Origin of the sequence: Stenotrophomonas rhizophila (assembly GCF_020857975.1) — a bacterium.
GTDB classification, from domain to species: Bacteria; Pseudomonadota; Gammaproteobacteria; order Xanthomonadales; family Xanthomonadaceae; genus Stenotrophomonas; species Stenotrophomonas rhizophila_C.
In genome coordinates this window covers 55,796-72,777 of sequence record NZ_JACWUO010000019.1, presented here as the reverse complement: position 1 = coordinate 72,777, position 16,982 = coordinate 55,796, and the positions used below count along the sequence as shown (strand labels likewise).

General features: G+C 68.5%; 19 protein-coding genes. 8 read left to right on the top strand and 11 right to left on the bottom strand.

Annotated features, from left to right (window positions below; all coding sequences use genetic code 11):
• Positions 1–378 precede the first annotated feature (378 nt).
• Entirely contained in the window at positions 379–1,083 is a 705-nt protein-coding gene (locus IC535_RS15775) for an SGNH/GDSL hydrolase family protein (protein ID WP_228886308.1), read from the bottom strand.
• Positions 1,084–1,318: 235 nt separating this feature from the next.
• Between IC535_RS15775 and IC535_RS15770 the strand changes: the two genes are divergently transcribed.
• The 8 genes from IC535_RS15770 to IC535_RS15735 all read left to right on the top strand — a co-directional run bounded on the left by IC535_RS15770 (position 1,319) and on the right by IC535_RS15735 (position 6,851).
• Positions 1,319–1,699 (top strand): diacylglycerol kinase, encoded by a 381-nt coding sequence (locus IC535_RS15770; RefSeq protein ID WP_228886309.1) that lies wholly within the window; start codon positions 1,319–1,321, stop codon positions 1,697–1,699.
• A 39-nt stretch (positions 1,700–1,738) separates the two neighbouring features.
• Positions 1,739–2,488, top strand: a complete 750-nt coding sequence (locus IC535_RS15765) for a TerC family protein (protein ID WP_228886310.1) — start codon at positions 1,739–1,741, stop codon at positions 2,486–2,488.
• A 114-nt stretch (positions 2,489–2,602) separates the two neighbouring features.
• The gene (locus IC535_RS15760; protein ID WP_228886311.1) at positions 2,603–3,232 is read left to right on the top strand and encodes a LemA family protein; all 630 of its coding nucleotides are present in this window, start codon (positions 2,603–2,605) and stop codon (positions 3,230–3,232) included.
• A gap of 4 nt (positions 3,233–3,236) precedes the next feature.
• The gene (locus tag IC535_RS15755) at positions 3,237–4,136 is read left to right on the top strand and encodes a TPM domain-containing protein (protein WP_267472992.1); all 900 of its coding nucleotides are present in this window, start codon (positions 3,237–3,239) and stop codon (positions 4,134–4,136) included.
• On the top strand, positions 4,136–4,624 hold the full coding sequence (locus IC535_RS15750) for a TPM domain-containing protein (protein ID WP_228886312.1): 489 nt from the start codon (positions 4,136–4,138) through the stop codon (positions 4,622–4,624). The genes IC535_RS15755 and IC535_RS15750 overlap by 1 nt, the downstream gene beginning before the upstream one ends.
• Before the next feature lie 45 nt (positions 4,625–4,669).
• The gene (gene lgt / locus IC535_RS15745; protein ID WP_228886313.1) at positions 4,670–5,560 is read left to right on the top strand and encodes a prolipoprotein diacylglyceryl transferase; all 891 of its coding nucleotides are present in this window, start codon (positions 4,670–4,672) and stop codon (positions 5,558–5,560) included.
• Entirely contained in the window at positions 5,557–6,351 is a 795-nt protein-coding gene (locus tag IC535_RS15740; protein WP_228886314.1) for a thymidylate synthase, read from the top strand. Before lgt ends, IC535_RS15740 begins: the two co-directional genes overlap by 4 nt.
• A gap of 5 nt (positions 6,352–6,356) precedes the next feature.
• Positions 6,357–6,851 carry a dihydrofolate reductase gene (locus IC535_RS15735; protein ID WP_228886424.1) on the top strand — a complete coding sequence of 165 codons (495 nt, stop codon included), beginning with the start codon at positions 6,357–6,359 and terminating at the stop codon, positions 6,849–6,851.
• Between the two features lie 51 nt (positions 6,852–6,902).
• Here the strand turns inward: IC535_RS15735 and IC535_RS15730 are convergent, their stop codons facing one another.
• The 10 genes from IC535_RS15730 to IC535_RS15685 form a co-directional block, all read right to left on the bottom strand.
• Positions 6,903–7,583, bottom strand: coding sequence for a DUF1287 domain-containing protein (locus tag IC535_RS15730; protein ID WP_228886315.1), 681 nt, complete (start codon positions 7,581–7,583; stop codon positions 6,903–6,905).
• Positions 7,580–8,584 carry a symmetrical bis(5'-nucleosyl)-tetraphosphatase gene (locus tag IC535_RS15725; RefSeq protein WP_228886316.1) on the bottom strand — a complete coding sequence of 335 codons (1,005 nt, stop codon included), beginning with the start codon at positions 8,582–8,584 and terminating at the stop codon, positions 7,580–7,582. Before IC535_RS15725 ends, IC535_RS15730 begins: the two co-directional genes overlap by 4 nt.
• 13 nt (positions 8,585–8,597) lie before the next feature.
• A complete protein-coding gene (gene apaG / locus IC535_RS15720; RefSeq protein ID WP_228886317.1) occupies positions 8,598–8,981 on the bottom strand; it encodes a Co2+/Mg2+ efflux protein ApaG in 384 nt (127 codons plus the stop codon).
• Between the two features lie 125 nt (positions 8,982–9,106).
• On the bottom strand, positions 9,107–9,937 hold the full coding sequence (rsmA, locus tag IC535_RS15715; RefSeq protein WP_228886318.1) for a 16S rRNA (adenine(1518)-N(6)/adenine(1519)-N(6))-dimethyltransferase RsmA: 831 nt from the start codon (positions 9,935–9,937) through the stop codon (positions 9,107–9,109).
• Complete coding sequence (pdxA, locus tag IC535_RS15710) at positions 9,934–10,914, bottom strand: 4-hydroxythreonine-4-phosphate dehydrogenase PdxA (protein ID WP_228886319.1); 981 nt, start codon at positions 10,912–10,914, stop codon at positions 9,934–9,936. Before pdxA ends, rsmA begins: the two co-directional genes overlap by 4 nt.
• 10 nt (positions 10,915–10,924) lie before the next feature.
• Complete coding sequence (locus IC535_RS15705; protein WP_228886320.1) at positions 10,925–12,274, bottom strand: peptidylprolyl isomerase; 1,350 nt, start codon at positions 12,272–12,274, stop codon at positions 10,925–10,927.
• Positions 12,271–14,721 (bottom strand): LPS-assembly protein LptD, encoded by a 2,451-nt coding sequence (lptD, locus tag IC535_RS15700; protein ID WP_228886321.1) that lies wholly within the window; start codon positions 14,719–14,721, stop codon positions 12,271–12,273. The genes IC535_RS15705 and lptD overlap by 4 nt, the downstream gene beginning before the upstream one ends.
• Positions 14,722–14,840: 119 nt before the next feature.
• The gene (locus IC535_RS15695; RefSeq protein WP_228886322.1) at positions 14,841–15,752 is read right to left on the bottom strand and encodes a histone deacetylase family protein; all 912 of its coding nucleotides are present in this window, start codon (positions 15,750–15,752) and stop codon (positions 14,841–14,843) included.
• Positions 15,753–15,781: 29 nt separating this feature from the next.
• A complete protein-coding gene (locus IC535_RS15690) occupies positions 15,782–16,336 on the bottom strand; it encodes a cob(I)yrinic acid a,c-diamide adenosyltransferase (protein ID WP_228886323.1) in 555 nt (184 codons plus the stop codon).
• A 13-nt stretch (positions 16,337–16,349) separates the two neighbouring features.
• Positions 16,350–16,934, bottom strand: a complete 585-nt coding sequence (locus IC535_RS15685; RefSeq protein ID WP_228886324.1) for a hypothetical protein — start codon at positions 16,932–16,934, stop codon at positions 16,350–16,352.
• Positions 16,935–16,982 lie beyond the last annotated feature (48 nt).

Genomic DNA, 16,982 nt, shown 5'->3' with positions numbered 1-16,982 from the left:
CACCGACGAATCGACACCGACGAATCGACACCGACGAATCGACACCGACGAATCGACACCGACGAATCGACACCGACGAATCGACACCGACACCAACGAATCGACCGTAATCCGCCCTTGCGGTAGGTGCCGACCGTTGGTCGGCACGCTCTCCCTCTTTTCCCAAACGCGCCAAATTGCCATCGAAGGGTTGGCACGGGTGGGTTGGCGGGACTGTCGAAAACATGGATGTTTTCGCCAAGCCCCCAAGGACGGGTTTACGGCGTGTCCCGCCAACCCACCCGTGCCAGCCCACCCCTCAGCAACCAAGCAATTGCTTTTGCTTTTGCTGTTGCTGTTGCTGTTGCTGTTGCTGTTGCCGTTGCTGTTGCCCCAGCCTCAATCGCAAGAAACCTTCGGCGCCAACGCCTCCCGCCAGATCGCGTACCCCTCCGCGGTCATATGCAGCATGTCCTCCCGGAACAAGGCCGCCCGCGGCTGCCCGTCGGCACCCAGCATCGGCGTGTAGATGTCGGTGTAGCCGGTGTTCGGCAGCCTGGCCAGCGCCGCCTTGATCATCGCGTTGGCCTGGCTGATTGCCGGCAGCAGGTTCGCGCGCGACGGGCTGGGCTTGATCGAAATGTATTCCACCGTGGTCCCGGGCAGGTCGCGGTGCACCCGCTGCACGAAGGCCAGCACATCGTCGCGTACCTGCGCCGGGCTGCGGCCGCTGTTGAGGTCGTTGTCGCCGGCGTAGAAGAACACCTTGCACGGCGCATACGGCACCACGATGCGGTCGGCATACCAGGTGCTGTCGCGCACCTCCGAACCGCCAAAGCCCCGGTTGAACACCGGCTGCCCGGGGAAATCGGCGGCCAGGCTGTCCCACATCCGGATCGAACTGCTGCCGATGAACTCGATACCCCCGCGCGGCGGCGGGGCAGTGCGGTCGGCGGCGGCGAACCGCGCCATGTCCTGGGCCCAGGCCACGTTGGAGACCTGGGCCGGCACCTGCGGCGGCGCGGCCGGCGTACGGGCCAGGGCGGGCAGGGCGGCCGACAGGGCCAGGGCGAGCAGCAGGGGGCGGGCGCAGCGGTCGAACATCGGCGGACTCCTCGGGGCGGGCGCCGGCACCGGCGTCCAGAACGGGCGGATCCCCATCATAGGAGTTGGCCGCCGGCGCCGCTTTACCCCGCCCGGGCAATGACCGCGTTCAACAATGGTCTGCCGGGCTTGTGGCAAAATGACCGATTGATTGCCCATTCAGCGATGCCCATGACCGTCCGCCGTGTGCTGCCCCCGTCGTCCCGGCCCGCCCCCAAACGTGGAGCCTGCGCCCGTGGCTGATGAAATCGGGCATATGCCGCGCGGCCCCAGGCGCATCCTGATGGCCGCGGTCTGGTCCTGGCAGGGCCTGCGTGCGGCCTGGCTGCATGAATCCTCGTTCCGGCTGGAGGTCTACCTGCTGGTCGTGCTGGCCCCGCTGGCGCTGTGGCTGGGCCAGAGCCCGGTCGAGCGCGCGCTGATGATCGGCTCGCTGCTGCTGGTGCTGGCGATGGAACTGGCCAACTCGGCCATCGAAGCGGTGATCGAACGCTATGGCAGCGAATTCCATGAACTGGCCGGCCGGGCCAAGGACATGGGCTCGGCGGCGGTGTTCGTGCTGATGGTCAATGTACTGGTGTGCTGGGGCCTGGTCCTGCTGCCGCAACTGTTCTGAGCCCTCTCCGGCTCGTCCCCCCCTGTAAGGATTCCTTCCATGTACCTTGAGCTGCTGTCCGACCCGAACGTCTGGTTGACCCTGTTTACCCTCAGTGCGCTGGAAATCGTGCTGGGCATCGACAACCTGGTGTTCATCTCGATCGCGGTGAGCAAGCTGCCCGAAGCGCGCCGCCCGTTCGCGCGCAAGCTCGGCATCGCGGTGGCCTGCATCACCCGCATCCTGCTGCTGGTGTCGCTGGCCTACCTGGCGCACATGGAAGCCAACCTGTTCACCGTGGCCGGCATGGGCATCTCCATCCGCGACCTGGTGCTGATCCTCGGCGGCCTGTTCCTGATCATCAAGGGCGGCATGGAGATCCGCGAGCTGATCACCGGCGGCGAAGACGAAGACCCCGCCACCACCAAGACCTCGGCGGTGTTCGGCATGGTCATCGCGCAGATCGCCTTGATCGATATCGTGTTCTCGCTGGACTCGGTGATCACCGCCGTCGGCATCGCCGACCATGTCCCGGTGATGGTGGCCGCGATCCTGCTGTCGGTGGCGGTGATGCTGCTGGCGGCCAACCCGCTGGGCCGCTTCATCGACGCAAACCCGACCGTGAAGATGCTGGCGCTGGCCTTCATCCTGCTGATCGGCGCGGTGCTGATCCTCGACGGCCTGGGCGTGCACGTGCCCAAGCCCTACATCTACGCGGCGATGGGCTTCTCGGTGCTGGTGGAATGGCTGAACCTGCTGATGCGCCGCCGCGCCGTCGAGCACCACGTGCCCGGCGCCGGCAACTGGTAGGTACCGACCGTTGGTCGGTACGCCGTGGGTACCGGCCAACCGCCGGTACCCACATCGGCTTTACCGCAAACGTGGCATGCTCCCGGTCCCGTCCATCGAGATCCGGAGCCGGCCATGCGATCGTTCTTCCGTCTGTTGCTGCTGGCCGTGCTGGCCACCCTGCTGTCCGGCTGTGGTTACAACGCCATCCAGCAGAAGGATGAACAGGTCAAGGCCGGTTGGGCCGAGGTGCTCAACCAGTACAAGCGCCGTGCCGACCTGATCCCCAACCTGGTGCAGACCGTGGAAGGCTATGCCAACCAGGAACGCCAGGTGCTGACCGATGTGACCAACGCGCGTGCGCGGGTGGGCCAGGTCAACGTCAATGCCGACGATGCCGAGTCGCTCAAGCAGTTCCAGCAGGCCCAGGGTGAGCTGAGCGGGGCGCTGTCGCGGCTGCTGGTGGTCACCGAGAACTACCCGAACCTGAAGTCCGACCAGGGCTTCCGCGACCTGCAGGCGCAGCTGGAAGGCACCGAAAACCGCATTACCGTGGCGCGCGGCCGCTATATCCAGATGGTGCAGGACTACAACACCTACCTGCGCCAGTTCCCGCAGCTGATCACCGCCAAGATGTTCGGCTATGCGGTCAAGCCGAACTTCAGCGTGGACAACGAAGCGCAGATCTCGCAGCCGCCTGCGGTCAAGTTCGGCGCGCAGGCCCCGGCTCCGGCGCCCGCGCCGCAGCAGGCCCCGGCGCAGTAAGCCGATGCGCATCCGCCAGCTGCTGGGTGGCCTGTTGCTGCTGTGCCTGTGCCTGGCGTTGCCGGCCTGGGCGCAGGCCGACGCGGCGATCCCGGCGCTGAGCTCGCCGGTGGTGGACACCACCGGCACCCTGGATGCCGCGCAGACCCAGGCGCTGCAGGCCCAGGCGCTGGCCCTGCAGCAGCGCAAGGGCAGCCAGCTGCAGATACTGATGGTACCCAGCACCGCCCCGGAAACCATCGAGCAGTACACCCAGCGGGTGTTCGAGCAGTGGCAGATCGGCCGCAAGGGCGTGGACGACGGGGTGCTGCTGGTGGTGGCCAAGGACGACCGCCGGGTCCGGATCGAACCGGGCTATGGGCTGGAAGGGGCGATTCCCGATGCGGTCGCCAACCGGGTGATCCAGGAATACCTGGCCCCGCGCTTCCGCGCCAACGATTACGCCGGCGGGCTGGCCGAGGCCAGCGCGGCACTGGTCAAGCTGATCGACGGCGAACCGCTGCCGGCGCCGGTCAGCACCCACCGCGCCAGCCGCAACCCCGATGGCGACGGCTGGACTTTCGCGCTGGTGATCGGCTTCTTCGTCGGCAGCTTCCTGCGCGCCATCCTGGGCTGGCTGCCGCGCCCGCTGCGCGCCCTGCTTGGCGGCGGCGGCGCGGCCGTGGCGGCCTTCCTGTTCACCTCGCTGTGGCTGGCCAGCGGCCTGGCTGGGCTGATCGGCCTGGCGATGGGCCTGTCCTCGGGCCGGGCCGGTGCGTTCGCCCGCAACAGCGGCTGGGGCGGTGGTGGCGGCTGGGGCAGCGGCGGCGGGTTCGGGGGCGGTGGCGGCTTCGGCGGTGGGGGCGGTGGCTGGGGCGGTGGCGGTGGACGTTCGGGAGGCGGTGGCGCCTCGGGGGGCTGGTAATGCGCTGGTGGCGACATCTGTTCTCACCCTCGGTGCGGCGCGCCTTTCCGCCGGCCCGGCTGCAGGCGATCACCGAGGCGATCGCCGCCGGCGAGCGCCGCCACGGCGGCCAGGTCATGTTCGCGGTGGAGGCCGACCTGCCGCTGCTGGCGCTGTGGCGCCGGGTCAGCCCGCGCCAGCGCGCCGAGCAGGCCTTCGCCCAGCTGCGCACCTGGGATACCGAACACAACAACGGCGTGCTGGTCTACCTGCTGCTGGCCGACCACGCCATCGAGCTGGTGGCCGACCGCGGCCTGCGCGGCAAGGTCGGTGAGGCTCAATGGCAGGAGATCTGCGCGCATATGCAGCAGCGCCTGCGCGACGGTGCGTTGCAGGACGCGGTGCTGCTGGCCATCGAGGAGGTCTCCGAGCTGCTGGCCGGGCACTATCCGCCGGTTCCCGGGTCTGAGGATGACAACCTGCCCAACACGCCCCAACTGCTGGGTTAAGGTGTTGCGGCCGTAGAATATCCGCTGACCTGCAAGGCATCGCCCATGATCTATTTCCACGACATCGACCCCATCGCCATCTCGCTTGGGCCGGTCAAGGTGCACTGGTACGGCATCATGTACCTGCTCGGCTTCACTGCGGCCTGGTGGCTGGGGCGCAGGCGGATCGCGGCCGGGCGCCTGCCCGGGGTGGATGCCAACGGCTTCTCCGACCTGCTGTTCTACGCCATGCTCGGCGTGGTGGTGGGCGGGCGCGTGGGCTTCATGCTGTTCTACGCGCTGTCGGACTTCCTGCACAACCCGCTGCTGCTGTTCAAGGTGTGGGATGGCGGCATGAGTTTCCACGGCGGCCTGCTGGGGGTGCTGTTCGCCTCGTGGTACTGGTCGCGCAAGCAGCGCCTGCACCTGTTCGACACCCTGGATTTCATGTCCCCGCTGGTGCCGCTGGGGCTGGGCTTTGGCCGCATCGGCAACTTCATCGGCGCCGAGTTGTGGGGCAAGTACACCGATGGCAGCTGGGGCGTGGTGTTTCCCAGTGGCCTGCCGGCGCCCTTGAACGGGCTGGACCTGGCCACGCTGAAGGCGCAGTTCGCCAGCGGCGCGCTCAACCCGTACGCGCGCCATCCCTCGCAGTTGTATGAAGCGCTGCTGGAAGGCCTGGTGATGTTCGTGGTGCTGTGGGCGGTGTCGGCCAAGCCGCGCCATCGCTATGTGATCGCCGGCCTGTTCGCGCTGATGTACGGCCTGTTCCGCTTCGCGGTGGAGTTCGTGCGCATGCCCGACAATGGCGTCTATATCGCCTTCGGCTGGCTGACCAAGGGCCAGATCCTGTGCGTGCCGCTGATCGCCTTCGGCCTGGTGCTGCTGGCCCTGTCGCGGCGCGCCCCGGTGCTGCAGCCGCAGCTGCCGGTGCAGGCCGCGGGGGCCGCGCCATGAAGCCCTACCTGGACCTGCTCCAGCACGTGCTCGAGCATGGCGCGGAGAAAGCCGACCGCACCGGCACCGGCACGCGCAGCGTGTTCGGCTGGCAGATGCGCTTCAACCTGGGCGACGGTTTCCCGCTGGTCACCACCAAGAAACTGCACCTGCGCTCGATCATCCACGAGCTGCTGTGGTTCCTGAAGGGCGATACCAATATCGGCTACCTCAAGGACAACCAGGTGCGGATCTGGGACGAGTGGGCCGATGCCAACGGCGACCTCGGCCCGATCTATGGCAAGCAGTGGCGCAGCTGGGCCACCGCCGACGGCGGCAGCATCGACCAGATGCAGTGGCTGGTGGAGGAGATCCGGCGCAACCCGGATTCGCGCCGGCTGGTGGTCAGTGCCTGGAACGTGGGCGAGCTGTCGCAGATGGCGTTGATGCCCTGCCACAACCTGTTCCAGTTCTACGTCATCGACGGCAAGCTCAGCTGCCAGCTGTACCAGCGCAGCGGCGACATCTTCCTGGGCGTGCCATTCAACATCGCCAGCTATGCGCTGCTGACCCACCTGGTGGCGCAGGCCACCGGGCTGGGCGTGGGCGACTTCGTGCACACCCTGGGCGACGCCCACCTGTATTCCAACCATGTCCAGCAGGCCCGCGAGCAACTGGCGCGGCAGCCGCGCGCGCTGCCCACGCTGTGGTTGAACCCGCAGGTCACCGACCTGTTCGGCTTCCAGTTCGACGATATCCGCATCGACGGCTACGACCCGCACCCGGCGATCAAGGCGCCGGTGGCGGTATGAGTGCCATGAAGCTGTCGATGATCGTGGCGCTGGACCGCAACCGTGGCATCGGTCGCGACAACGACCTGCCCTGGCAGCTTCCCGACGACCTCAAGCATTTCAAGGCGTTGACCCTGGGCAAGCCGATCCTGATGGGGCGCAAGACCGCGCAGTCGCTGGGCCGCGCGCTGCCGGGCCGGTCCAACCTGGTGTTGACCCGCAGCGGGCAGGTTCCGTTCGAAGGCATGCGTGCGGTGGCATCGCTGGAAGAAGCCACGGCGCTTGCCGAGGGCGAGGGCGCTGGCGAGTTGTGCGTGATCGGCGGCGGCGAGATCTTCGCCCAGCTGCTCCACCAGACCAGCACGCTGCACCTGACCTGGGTGGATACGGCGGTGGCGGCCGACACCCATTTCCCGCCGGTCGATCCGGCGGTCTGGGTGGAAGTGGCGCGCGAACATCACCCGGCCGATGCGCGGCACGCGTTCGCGTTCGATTTCGTCGATTACGCCAGGCGCAGGTAGCGCGGGCTGCGTTGCATCCACCAACGGTGGATGCCTACCCGTGGGTCGCCGTTATCCGTTGGCTTGCCGGCCGCCGTTGGATTGCGGTGCGCGGTAGTGCCCGATGATGGTGTGCTGGAACAGCAGGTTTTCTTCCCGGGTGCCGCGCGCGATGTTGTGCAGGACCAGTGGGGTACCGTCGGCCAGCTGCCGGTCCGAGACGATGCCCACGTGCAGCAGGCCGTTGCCGTTGAGCTTCCAGGCCACGATGTCGCCGGCGGCGAAGTCGGCAGTCTGCGCAGACCGCGACTGTTGCCAGCCCTGGCGCTCGAACCAGCGCATCAGATTGGGCACGCGCCGGTGGTCGATGTTGCGGTCCGGGCGCGCCAGCCCCCACAGCGCCGGATAGGCGCTGAAGTTGCCGCGCATGTCCTCGTGGATCTGCTGCTGCAGGTCGATGCCCTGGGTGCGCAGCGCACGCACCACCACGTCGGTGCATACCCCGCGATCGGCCGGCACATCGCCGCCGGGATAGCCCAGCACCACATAGGCCGGGTCGTAGCGGACGGTCTGCCCGATCTGGCCGCGGGCGGCCTCCACCAGTGGGGGGGAGGCTGGCACCGCGGCCGGGGCCGCCGCGCTGGGCGCTGTCGATGCCGGCGCGGCGGCCGGTTCCGGGACGCGCTGGCAGGCTGCGGCCACCGCGACCAGCAGGCCCAGTACGCCCAGCAGCAGGTGGCGGGTCTGGATCATGCCGTGGTGGGGGTGCTGCCGCCGTTGTCGCCGGCCGGTTCGGCGGCACGGCGCGGCGGCTGGCTGCGCGGCCCGCGCTCGCGGCGCTGGCCTTGCGGCTGGCGCGGCGGGCGGCCGTTGCCGGCCTCGCCGTCGCCGGCCGGGCGGCGCGCCGGTGGGCGTGGCGTCGACACCGGCTTGGGCACATCACGGCCGGGCACCTGCACCACGCGCAGTTCATCGGTATCCAGCTGCAGCGCGGTCAGCTTGCCGCCCCACACCGCACCGGTATCGATGGCGTGCACGCCCTGGGTGATGGTCAGGCCCAGCGCCGACCAGTGGCCGCAGACGATCTTCAGGTCGCGCTCGACCCGGCCGGGCACTTCGAACCAGGGGTACAGGCCCTGTTCCTGGGTACCCGGGGTGCCCTTGTCCTCGATCCCGATCCGGCCACGCGGGGTGCAGTAACGCATGCGCGTGAACAGGTTGATGATCGCGCGCGAACGGTCGTAGCCGGCCAGGCCCGGCGACCAGCTCGGCTTGTCGCCATACATGTTGCGGAACAGTTTGCGGTAGCCGCTGCCGTGCAGTTGCAGCTCCACTTCGTGGGCGTGCTTTTCGGCCAGCTGGGTGGTCCACTTCGGGGCCAGCCCGGCATGGATCATCATCCAGCCCAGCTCGCGGTCCACGTGCACCAGCTTCTGCAGGCGCAGCCATTCCAGCAGCTCGTCGCGGTCCTCGGCCAGCACGATGCGCAGCAGGTCCGGGTTGACCTTGCGCTGCTCTTCCTCGGTGCGGGCACCGACGGCGAGCAGGCTCAGGTCGTGGTTGCCCAGCACCACCACGCTGCTCTCGCGCAGCGAATGCACCAGCCGCAGCGTTTCCAGCGACTGCCCGCCGCGGTTGACCAGGTCGCCGCAGAACCACAGCTTGTCCACCGCCGGGTCGAAGCGGATCTTCTCCAGCAGCCGTTGGGTGACGTCGTAGCAGCCCTGCAGGTCGCCGATGGCCCAGACACTCATGCGCGCGCCTCCATCAGTGCAGTGTGCGCGGAACGGTCAACACGAACGGCGCGATCGGGGCGGCGAACTCGGTGCCATCGTCGGCCACCATGTCGTAATGCCCCTGCATCGTGCCGTGTTCGGTTTCCAGCATGACACCGGAGGTGTAACGGAAGTCTTCACCCGGGCGCAGCCGCGGCTGCTCGCCGATCACCCCATCGCCATCGACGTGTTCGGTGCGGCCGTTGGCATCGGTGATGCGCCAGTGGCGGGCCACCAGGCGCGCGGCGATGCGGCCCTGGTTGTGGATGCGGATGGTGTAGGCGAACGCATAGCGCCCGTCCTCCGGCGTGGACTGGTCGTCGAGGAAACGGGGGGCGACCTCGACGGAGATCGCATAGTTTGCAGCGTCGTTCATGCAGGCAGTTTAGTGAATGTCGTGCAATTTAAGGTGAGCCCATCACCGCGCCGGCGTGCAGCCCGGCGTGGCCATCCCGCGGTGCTACGCATGCGCGGCCCGGTATCGGCGCGCGCGGGTGCGGTTCATGGCGCGGCGTCGTCGCCGTCCAGCGGCGGGACGTTGGCCAGTGCGATGAACTGCGCTACTTCCAGCTGTTCGGCGCGGGCATCGCTGCGCACCCCGGCCGCTTCGAACTGCGCCGGGCTGACCACGTTGTTGAGGGCGTTGCGCAGGGTCTTGCGGCGCTGCCCGAAGGCGGCCTTGACCACCTCGGCAAACCGTTTCCGGTCGCGGATGTCGACCGTGGCCGGATCGCGCGGAACCAGGCGTACCACCGCCGAATCGACCTTCGGCGGCGGCCGGAATGCCCCCGGCGGCACCACGAACAACGCGGTCACCTTGCACCAGGCCTGCAGCATCACGCTCAGGCGGCCGAACACCTTGCTGCCCGGCTCGGCGGCCATGCGGTCGACCACTTCCTTCTGCAGCATGAAGTGCATGTCGCGGATCACTGCGGCGTGCTCCATGGCATGGAACAGGATCGGCGAGGAGATGTTGTAGGGCAGGTTGCCGACCAGGCGGATCTGGCCGCCGGCGGCCAGCTCGGTGAAGTCCACCTGCAGCACGTCGCGGTGCACGATGGTCAGCTCGCCCAGCGGGGCCGCCGCGGCGGTCAACGGCGCGATCAGGTCGCGGTCGAATTCGATCACGGTCAGGCGCGGATGGCGGCGCAGCAGCGGCAGGGTGATGGCGCCCTGGCCGGGGCCGATCTCGACCAGGCGGTCGTCGTCCTTGGGGCTGACGGCCAGCACGATCTTGTCGATATAGCTGCGGTCGGCCAGGAAGTGCTGGCCGAGCTGCTTTTTGGCCGGCGCGGTGAACCCGGCGGCGGAGGGGGAATACGAAGAAGTCATGGCGCCAGTGTACGTTGCCGCGCCAGCCGGGCACACAGGCCGGTGGCAGCCAGCAGGCTGGATGGGTCGGCGATGCCGCGGCCGGCCAGTTCCAGTGCGGTGCCGTGGTCGACCGCCACCCGCGGGTAGGGCAGGCCCAGGGTGATGTTGACCGCCTGTTCGAAGCCGCTGAACTTGAGCACCGGCAGACCCTGGTCGTGGTACATCGCCAGCACCGCGTCGAAGCCGGCCAGCTTGGCCGGCAGGAAGGCGGTGTCGGCCGGCAGCGGGCCGACCAGGTCCATGCCCTGGGCGCGCAGGCGCGCCAGCAGCGGGATGATCAGGTCCAGCTCTTCGCGGCCGAGGTGGCCGTCTTCGCCGGCATGCGGGTTCAGCCCGAGCACGGCGATGCGCGGGGCGGCGATGCCGAACTGCCCGGCCAGCGCGGCGTGCACGGTATGCAGGGTGCGCGCCAGGCCGTCGGCGGTGATCGCATCGGCGACCGCGCGCAGCGGCAGGTGGGTGGTGGCCAGGGCCACCCGCACGATGTCGTTGGCCAGCATCATCACCACCTCGGCCCCGGCCTGGTCGGCCAGCAGTTCGGTGGTGCCGCTGTAGGCGATGCCGCCCTGGTTGATCACCGCCTTGTGCACCGGGCCGGTCACCACCCCGGCCAGGTCGCCATCCAGGCAGGCCTGGCCGGCCTGCAGCAGCGCCCCGATCACCGCCCCGGCATTGGCCGGGTCGGCGTGGCCGAAGCGCGAGGGCCGCGCATTGGCGACCACGCGCAACGGCAGATCGCCCGGCTGGCGGGCGATGGCATCTTCGGGCAGCAGTTGCAGCGGCAGCGCCAAGGCGGTGGCCGCCGCGCGGAGGGTGTCCGGGTCGGCGAAAGCCAGCAGCCGGCAATCGGTGCGCGGCTGCTGGGCCAGGCGCAGGCAGAGTTCCGGGCCGATCCCGGCGGGCTCGCCCGGTACCAGAGCGAGCTGCGGGATCATCGGGCCGGGCTCAGGACTGCGGCGGCGTGGTGGTGCTGGCGCCTTCGGCGCGGTCGCCGCTGCGCAGGTTCACGTAGGCTTCGCCACGCAGTTCCTGCAGGAAGCGGTTGTACTCTTCTTCCAGCTTGCGGCGGCCGATCGTTTCGCGGATCTGGGCGCGCTGGTTGTCGGTGGTGGCATCGGTCTGGCGGGTGGCCACGCGCTGCACGATATGCCAGCCGGCGTCGGTGCGGAACGGCGGGCTCACGCCGCCGTCGGTGACGCCTTCGATCTGCTTGCCGAAGTCCGGGCCGAACGCGTCGGCCGGGAACCAGCCCAGGTCGCCGCCCTGGCCCTTGCTGTTGTTGTCCTCGGAGGATTCCTTGGCCACGGTCTGGAAATCGGCGCCACCGGCGATGCGGGCGCGCAGGGTGTCGATCTTGGCCTTGGCGGCGGCATTGTCCTGCTGGTCGGTGATGCGCACCAGGATGTGGCGGCCGTGGAACTCGGTGATGGTCTGGCCGCTGCCGGCGGCGCTGGCGTCGCGCACTTCGACCAGCTTCAGCAGCTGGAAGCCGCTCGGGCCGCGCAGCGGGCCGACCACGTCGCCGGGCTTCATCTGGGTCATCATCTGCGCGAACGCATTGGGGATTTCATCCAGCGAACGCCAGCCCAGGTCGCCGCCTTCCAGCGCGTTGGGGCTGTCGGAATAGCGCACGGCCGCCGCGTTGAAGTCCAGCTCGCCCTTGTCCAGCAGCGCCTTGACGCCATCGGCCTTCTTCTGGCCGGTGCCGATCTGCTCGGCGGTGGCGCCCTCGGGCAGGCCGACCAGGATATGCGCCAGGTGGTACTGGGTACCCACGGTGGCCTGCTGCTTCAGCGCGGCATCCACTTCGCCCTCGCTGACGCTGATGCGGCTCTGCGCGAAGCTCTGGCGCAGGCGCTGCACGGTGATTTCGTCGCGCACCGAGGCACGGAAATCGTTGAAATCGATCCCGTCCCCGGCCAGGCGCTGGCGCAGGGCATCCAGGTTGGACCCGTTCTGCTGGGCGATCGCGTTCAGGGCCTGGTTGAGTTCCTGGTCGCTGATCTTGACCCCGCTGCTCTCGGCGCGGGCGACCTGCAGCTTGACCAGCACCAGCCGTTCCAGCACCTGGCGGCTGAGCACGTCGTCCGGCGGCAGCTGGGCCTCGCGGCCGGCGTACTGCGCCTTGATGTTCTGGATCGCACGGTCCAGTTCGCTCTGCAGCACCACGTCCTCATCGACGATGGCGGCAATGCGATCCAGCGGCTGGCCCTGCTGGGCCAGCACCGGCAACGGTGCGGCGACGGTGGAGACCGCCAGCAGGGAAGCGAGTAGAACGGGAAGGGTCTTGGTCATGGGATCAGGTTCGGATCGTAGTCGTCACGGTCGGCCCCGGTATTGCTGGGCGGCACGAGATAGAGGTCGTCTCGGTAGTACCCGAGAATAGCACGGCGCAAGGTGCGGTCCGTGTTCTGGCCGATGGAGCTCAGGCCCTTGAGCACGAACTCGATCTGGAAGGAATTGTTCAGCTCGCCCTCGCGGTTGCGCACGTAGCGGCGGGCGATGGCGCGGACGGCCAGGCAGCAGCTGTCCCACTGCACGCCACCGATGATTTCCAGCGGTGCCTTGTCCTGGATGGAGTAGTAGTAGCGGCCAACCAGGCTCCAGGTGGGGCTGAGCGGGTACAGGAAGGACAGGTCCACCTGCTCCAGCAGGGTCCGTTCTTCCTTGCTCGCGGTACTGGACGCCAGCGAATTCAAGCGGTGCCGGTAGGTCAGGTTGACTACGCCATCGTTGGACATCAGGTAGCGCGCGCGCACGCTGGCCAGGTCTTCGCGCTTGTACTTGGGGTCCCACTGGTAGGTGGCGCCCAGGTTCCAGCGGTCGTTGATGGCGTAGTTGGCATCGGCGATCCATGCCGACTTGCCTTTCTCCACCTGGGAGGTGTTGCCCGGCAGGGTCACCCGCGAATCATCGAAGTACAGGATCTGGCCGATGCTGCCGGAGAAGCGTTCCCTGCCGGTGTTCTGGTCGATGAAGCGGGTGCTCAGGGCCATGGTCAGCTGGTTGGCATCGTTCTGGCGGTCGGCGCCGGTATAGCGCGAGTCGCGGAACAGCTGGCCCCAGCTGAAGGTGAAATCGCGGGTATCGAAGATCGGCAGGTCGCTCTGGTCGCGGTAAGGCGTACGCAGGTAGAACAGGCGCGGTTCCAGCGTATGCAGGAACGACTTGCCGCCGATGGTGGTTTCGCGGTCGAAGAACATGCCCGCATCCAGGCTGGCCACCGGCAGGCTGCGGCTGGGCGAGGTGTCGCCGCGCAGCTGCTCGGGGGTCGGGTTGGCGACCCCGGCGGCGGCCAGGTTCTGCAGGCGGATCTGGTCGGCCAGGCCCTGGTCCAGTTGATAGCCGGTGTAGCGCCAGGCCACGGTCGGGGTGACATACCAGGCCGCGCCACTGAACGGCATCGACACGTACGGCTTGATGTCCAGGCGCGACCCGTTGAAGCGCGGGTCGACCACCCCGGAGCGGATGTACTCGCCGTCGGCATCGATGATCTTGCGGCGGTTGTCGTCGTGGGTGAAGCGCACCGCTTCGGCGTAGACGCCGGCTTCCAGCCACGGCAGCAGCGGCTTGTCCCAATTGAAGAACGCCCGCGGCTGGCGCGCATAGGGCAGCGCGTCTTCGGTCAGGGTGTAGTCGGTGAGCTGCCAGTAGTCTGCCATCAGGCCGCCGGTCCAGTTCTCGCCGGTGCCGTAGATGCCGATCTGGCTCTGCAGGTTGGAGGCGGTCACCCCCAGCAGCTTGCTGGAGAAATCCTCGGTGTAGCGTTCGTCGCTGACCCAGGCCAGGTTGGCGCGCGCCTGCCAGTTGACGTTGATGTTGTGGTAGCCGGTGTACTCGACCCGGCCGCGGTCCTTGTCGCGCAACTTGTCGTTGGGCAGGTAGGCGGTCAGCAGTTCGCCGCGGCCGCCGTCGTACAGGTAGCGGAATTCGTTGTCGAGCATGAAACCGCGCTTGCTCATGTAGCGCGGGGTCAGGGTGTCGTCGTAGTTCGGCGCCAGGTTGAAGTAGATCGGCTGGGCGTAATCGAAGCCGTTGCGGCCGGACAGGCCCAGCTCGGGGTAGAGCAGGCCGGTCTGGCGACGGTCGTCGATCGGGAACTTGAAGTACGGTGCCCACAGCACCGGCACCTTGCCGATCCGCAGCACTGCGTTGCGCGCGGTGCCGAAGCCTTCGTCGTTGTCCACTTCGATCTGCGGCGCCGACAGCTTCCAGACCGGCTGCGAGGGGTCGCAGGTGGTGTAGGTGGAGCGGTGCATCTGCCCCACCGCGCCCTGCAGGTCCACCGATTCGGCCACGCCGTTGCCGCGCCGGGACACCAGCTGGTACTGGATGTCGCTGATCTTGTGGGTGTCCGCTTCCTGGTTGCCTTCGGCGCGCTTGGCCAGCATCCGGATCGAGGAGTCCTGGTAGCGGACGTTGCCCTCGGCGATGTAGTTGCCGCTTTCGGTGTCGAAGCTCAGGTGGTCGGTACCCAGGAACTGGTCGCCGCGCTTGAGCGCCACGTTGCCCTGGTACTGCGGCACCGTGGTGGTGCCAAACAGCTGGTCCCCCTCGATGTCGGTGTCCTGCTGGTCGCGGGTGGCGGCGGCGGCCTTGTCGGCCTTGGGCGCATCGTCGAACACAGGCAGGACATCGGCGACCGGGCACAGGCCCCAGTTCACCGGTTTGTCGTCGGCCATGGCCGGCAGGCAGATGGCGATGCTCAGGGGGAGGGGCAGCAGGCGGAGGACTCGGCGCACGCGGTAGTCGGATTCGGGCGAAAACGGATCGTAGCTTGCCCCATCCCTTGCATAGGGGCAATGAAGGCCTTGCGCGGGCAAGGGTTCAGGTTCATGCGCCGGGCCGGCTGCGCGCTGCCTCAGCGCAGCTGGCCGACGTGGGCCACGGCGCATTCGGCCAGCGCCTGCAGGTCGTAACCGCCCTCCAGCATGGACACCACCCGGCCGCCGCCATGGCGCCGGGCCAGGCCGCGCAGCTCGGCGGTGATCCAGGCGAAGTCGTCGGTTTCCAGCATCAGGTCGGCCTGCGGGTCGCGCATATGCGCATCGAAGCCGGCCGAGATCAGCAGTAGCTGGGGGCGGAAGTCGTCGATCGCCGGCAGCATTTCGTCGGCCCAGGTGTTGCGGAAGCGGAAGCCGCCGCTGCCCGGCGGCAGCAGGATGTTGAGCAGGTTGCCGGCGCCGCGGTCGCGGCGCAGCCCGGAGTTGGGGAACAGCCCGGCCTGGTGGGTGCTGTAGTAGGACACGCCGGGGTCGGCGATGAAGATGTCCTGGGTGCCATTGCCGTGGTGCACGTCGAAATCGACGATGGCGATCCGTTCCAGGCCGTAGCGGTCGCGCGCATAGGCGGCGGCCACGGCGATGTTGTTGAACAGGCAGAAGCCCATCGCGGTGCTGGCGGTGGCGTGGTGGCCGGGCGGGCGCACCGCGCAGAACGCCACCGGGTCCTCGCCGAGCATCACCGCATCGACCGCGGCCACGCCGGCGCCGGCGGCATGCAGCGCGGCGCTGGCCGAGCCCGGCGAGGTCATGGTGTCCATGTCGATCAACCGCACCGGCTCGGTCTGCGCCGCGAGCACCAGGTCGATCAGTTCGCTGTCATGCACCCGGGCCAGCTCGCCGAGCTTGGCCGGCGGGGCCTGGCGCCAGTCCAGCTGGTCCGGGAAGGCGCCGCGCAGGGCATCGAGCACCACCTGCAGGCGGGCCGGGCATTCGGGGTGGCCACGGCCGGGATCGTGTTGCAGACAGGCAGGGTGGGTGAAAACCAGCATACGGGCGGGGGCTCCGGTGGGCGGGCCGGTCAGGCGTGGCGGCGCTGGTGCTGCCACAGCACGTCGCCGTGGCCATCGGCCCGCGCCAGCACGCGGGCCAGCACGAACAGCAGGTCCGACAGCCGGTTGAGGTAGCCGATCGCCTCGGCGCGGACCGGTTCCAGCCGGGCCAGGCCAACCGTCTCGCGTTCGGCGCGACGCACGATGGTACGGGCCAGGTGGCAACGTGCGGCGGCCTCGCCGCCAGCCGGCAGCATGAATTCCTTCAGGGCCGGCAGGTCGGCGTTGTAGTGGTCCAGCTGGCGTTCCAGGGCCTGGATGTCGGCGGCCTGGATGGCGGCATGGCCGGGAATGCACAACTCCCCGCCCAGGTCGAACAGCTGGTGCTGCACGGTGGTCAGCAGCGCTCGTACCGGCTCGGGCAGCGGCACTGCCAGCAGCACGCCCAGGGCCGAATTGGCCTCGTCGACGGTGCCGTAGGCGTTTACCCGCGCCGCATCCTTGGGCACCCGGGTGCCGTCGCCCAGGCCGGTGCTGCCGTCATCGCCGGTACGGGTATAGATGCGCGAAAGCCGGTTGCCCATGCCTGCGCCCTGCTCAGCGCAGCACGTCGTGGCGGGCCTGCAGCAGCTTGCCGAACTGTTCGGCGGCCAGCTGCAGGGCCGCGGCCAGGCCGACATAGATCGCCGCGGTGCGCAGGTAGGGCACGAACCAGTCGGCATAGTTCTGCAGCCAGCCCGCGACGCTGGGATCGGCCACCATCGCGCTGCTCCAGTAGAAGCCGCCCTGGGCCAGCAGGTGGCAGACCGCCACCGCGGCCACCAGCAGCACCACGGCCTTGCCCAGCGTGCTCCAGTGCGCGCCCTGGTAGCCCTGGCGCAGCAGCATGCCGCCGGCCCACAGCGCAAAGTACGCCGGCAGCAGCATCCAGGTGCCGGGCGAGACGCAGTAATGCTGCAGGTATTCCAGGCCGCTGCCGCGGATCACCAGCACGTCGATCACGATCGCCAGCGCCATCAGCAGCGGGAACGCCCAGCGCGTCCAGGCACGCAGGTAGAAGCCACCGATGAAGAACACCGCCCAGGAAGCGTCGGGGATCGCCATGAAGTGATTGACCCGGGTCGCGGCCATCAACAGCACGAGCACGGACAGGACGAAGGCGCGTTGGGCAGGGGAGGTCATGGCGGCGACGGGTAAGGGCTCGGCATTCATTCTAGCGCCTGCCGCGGC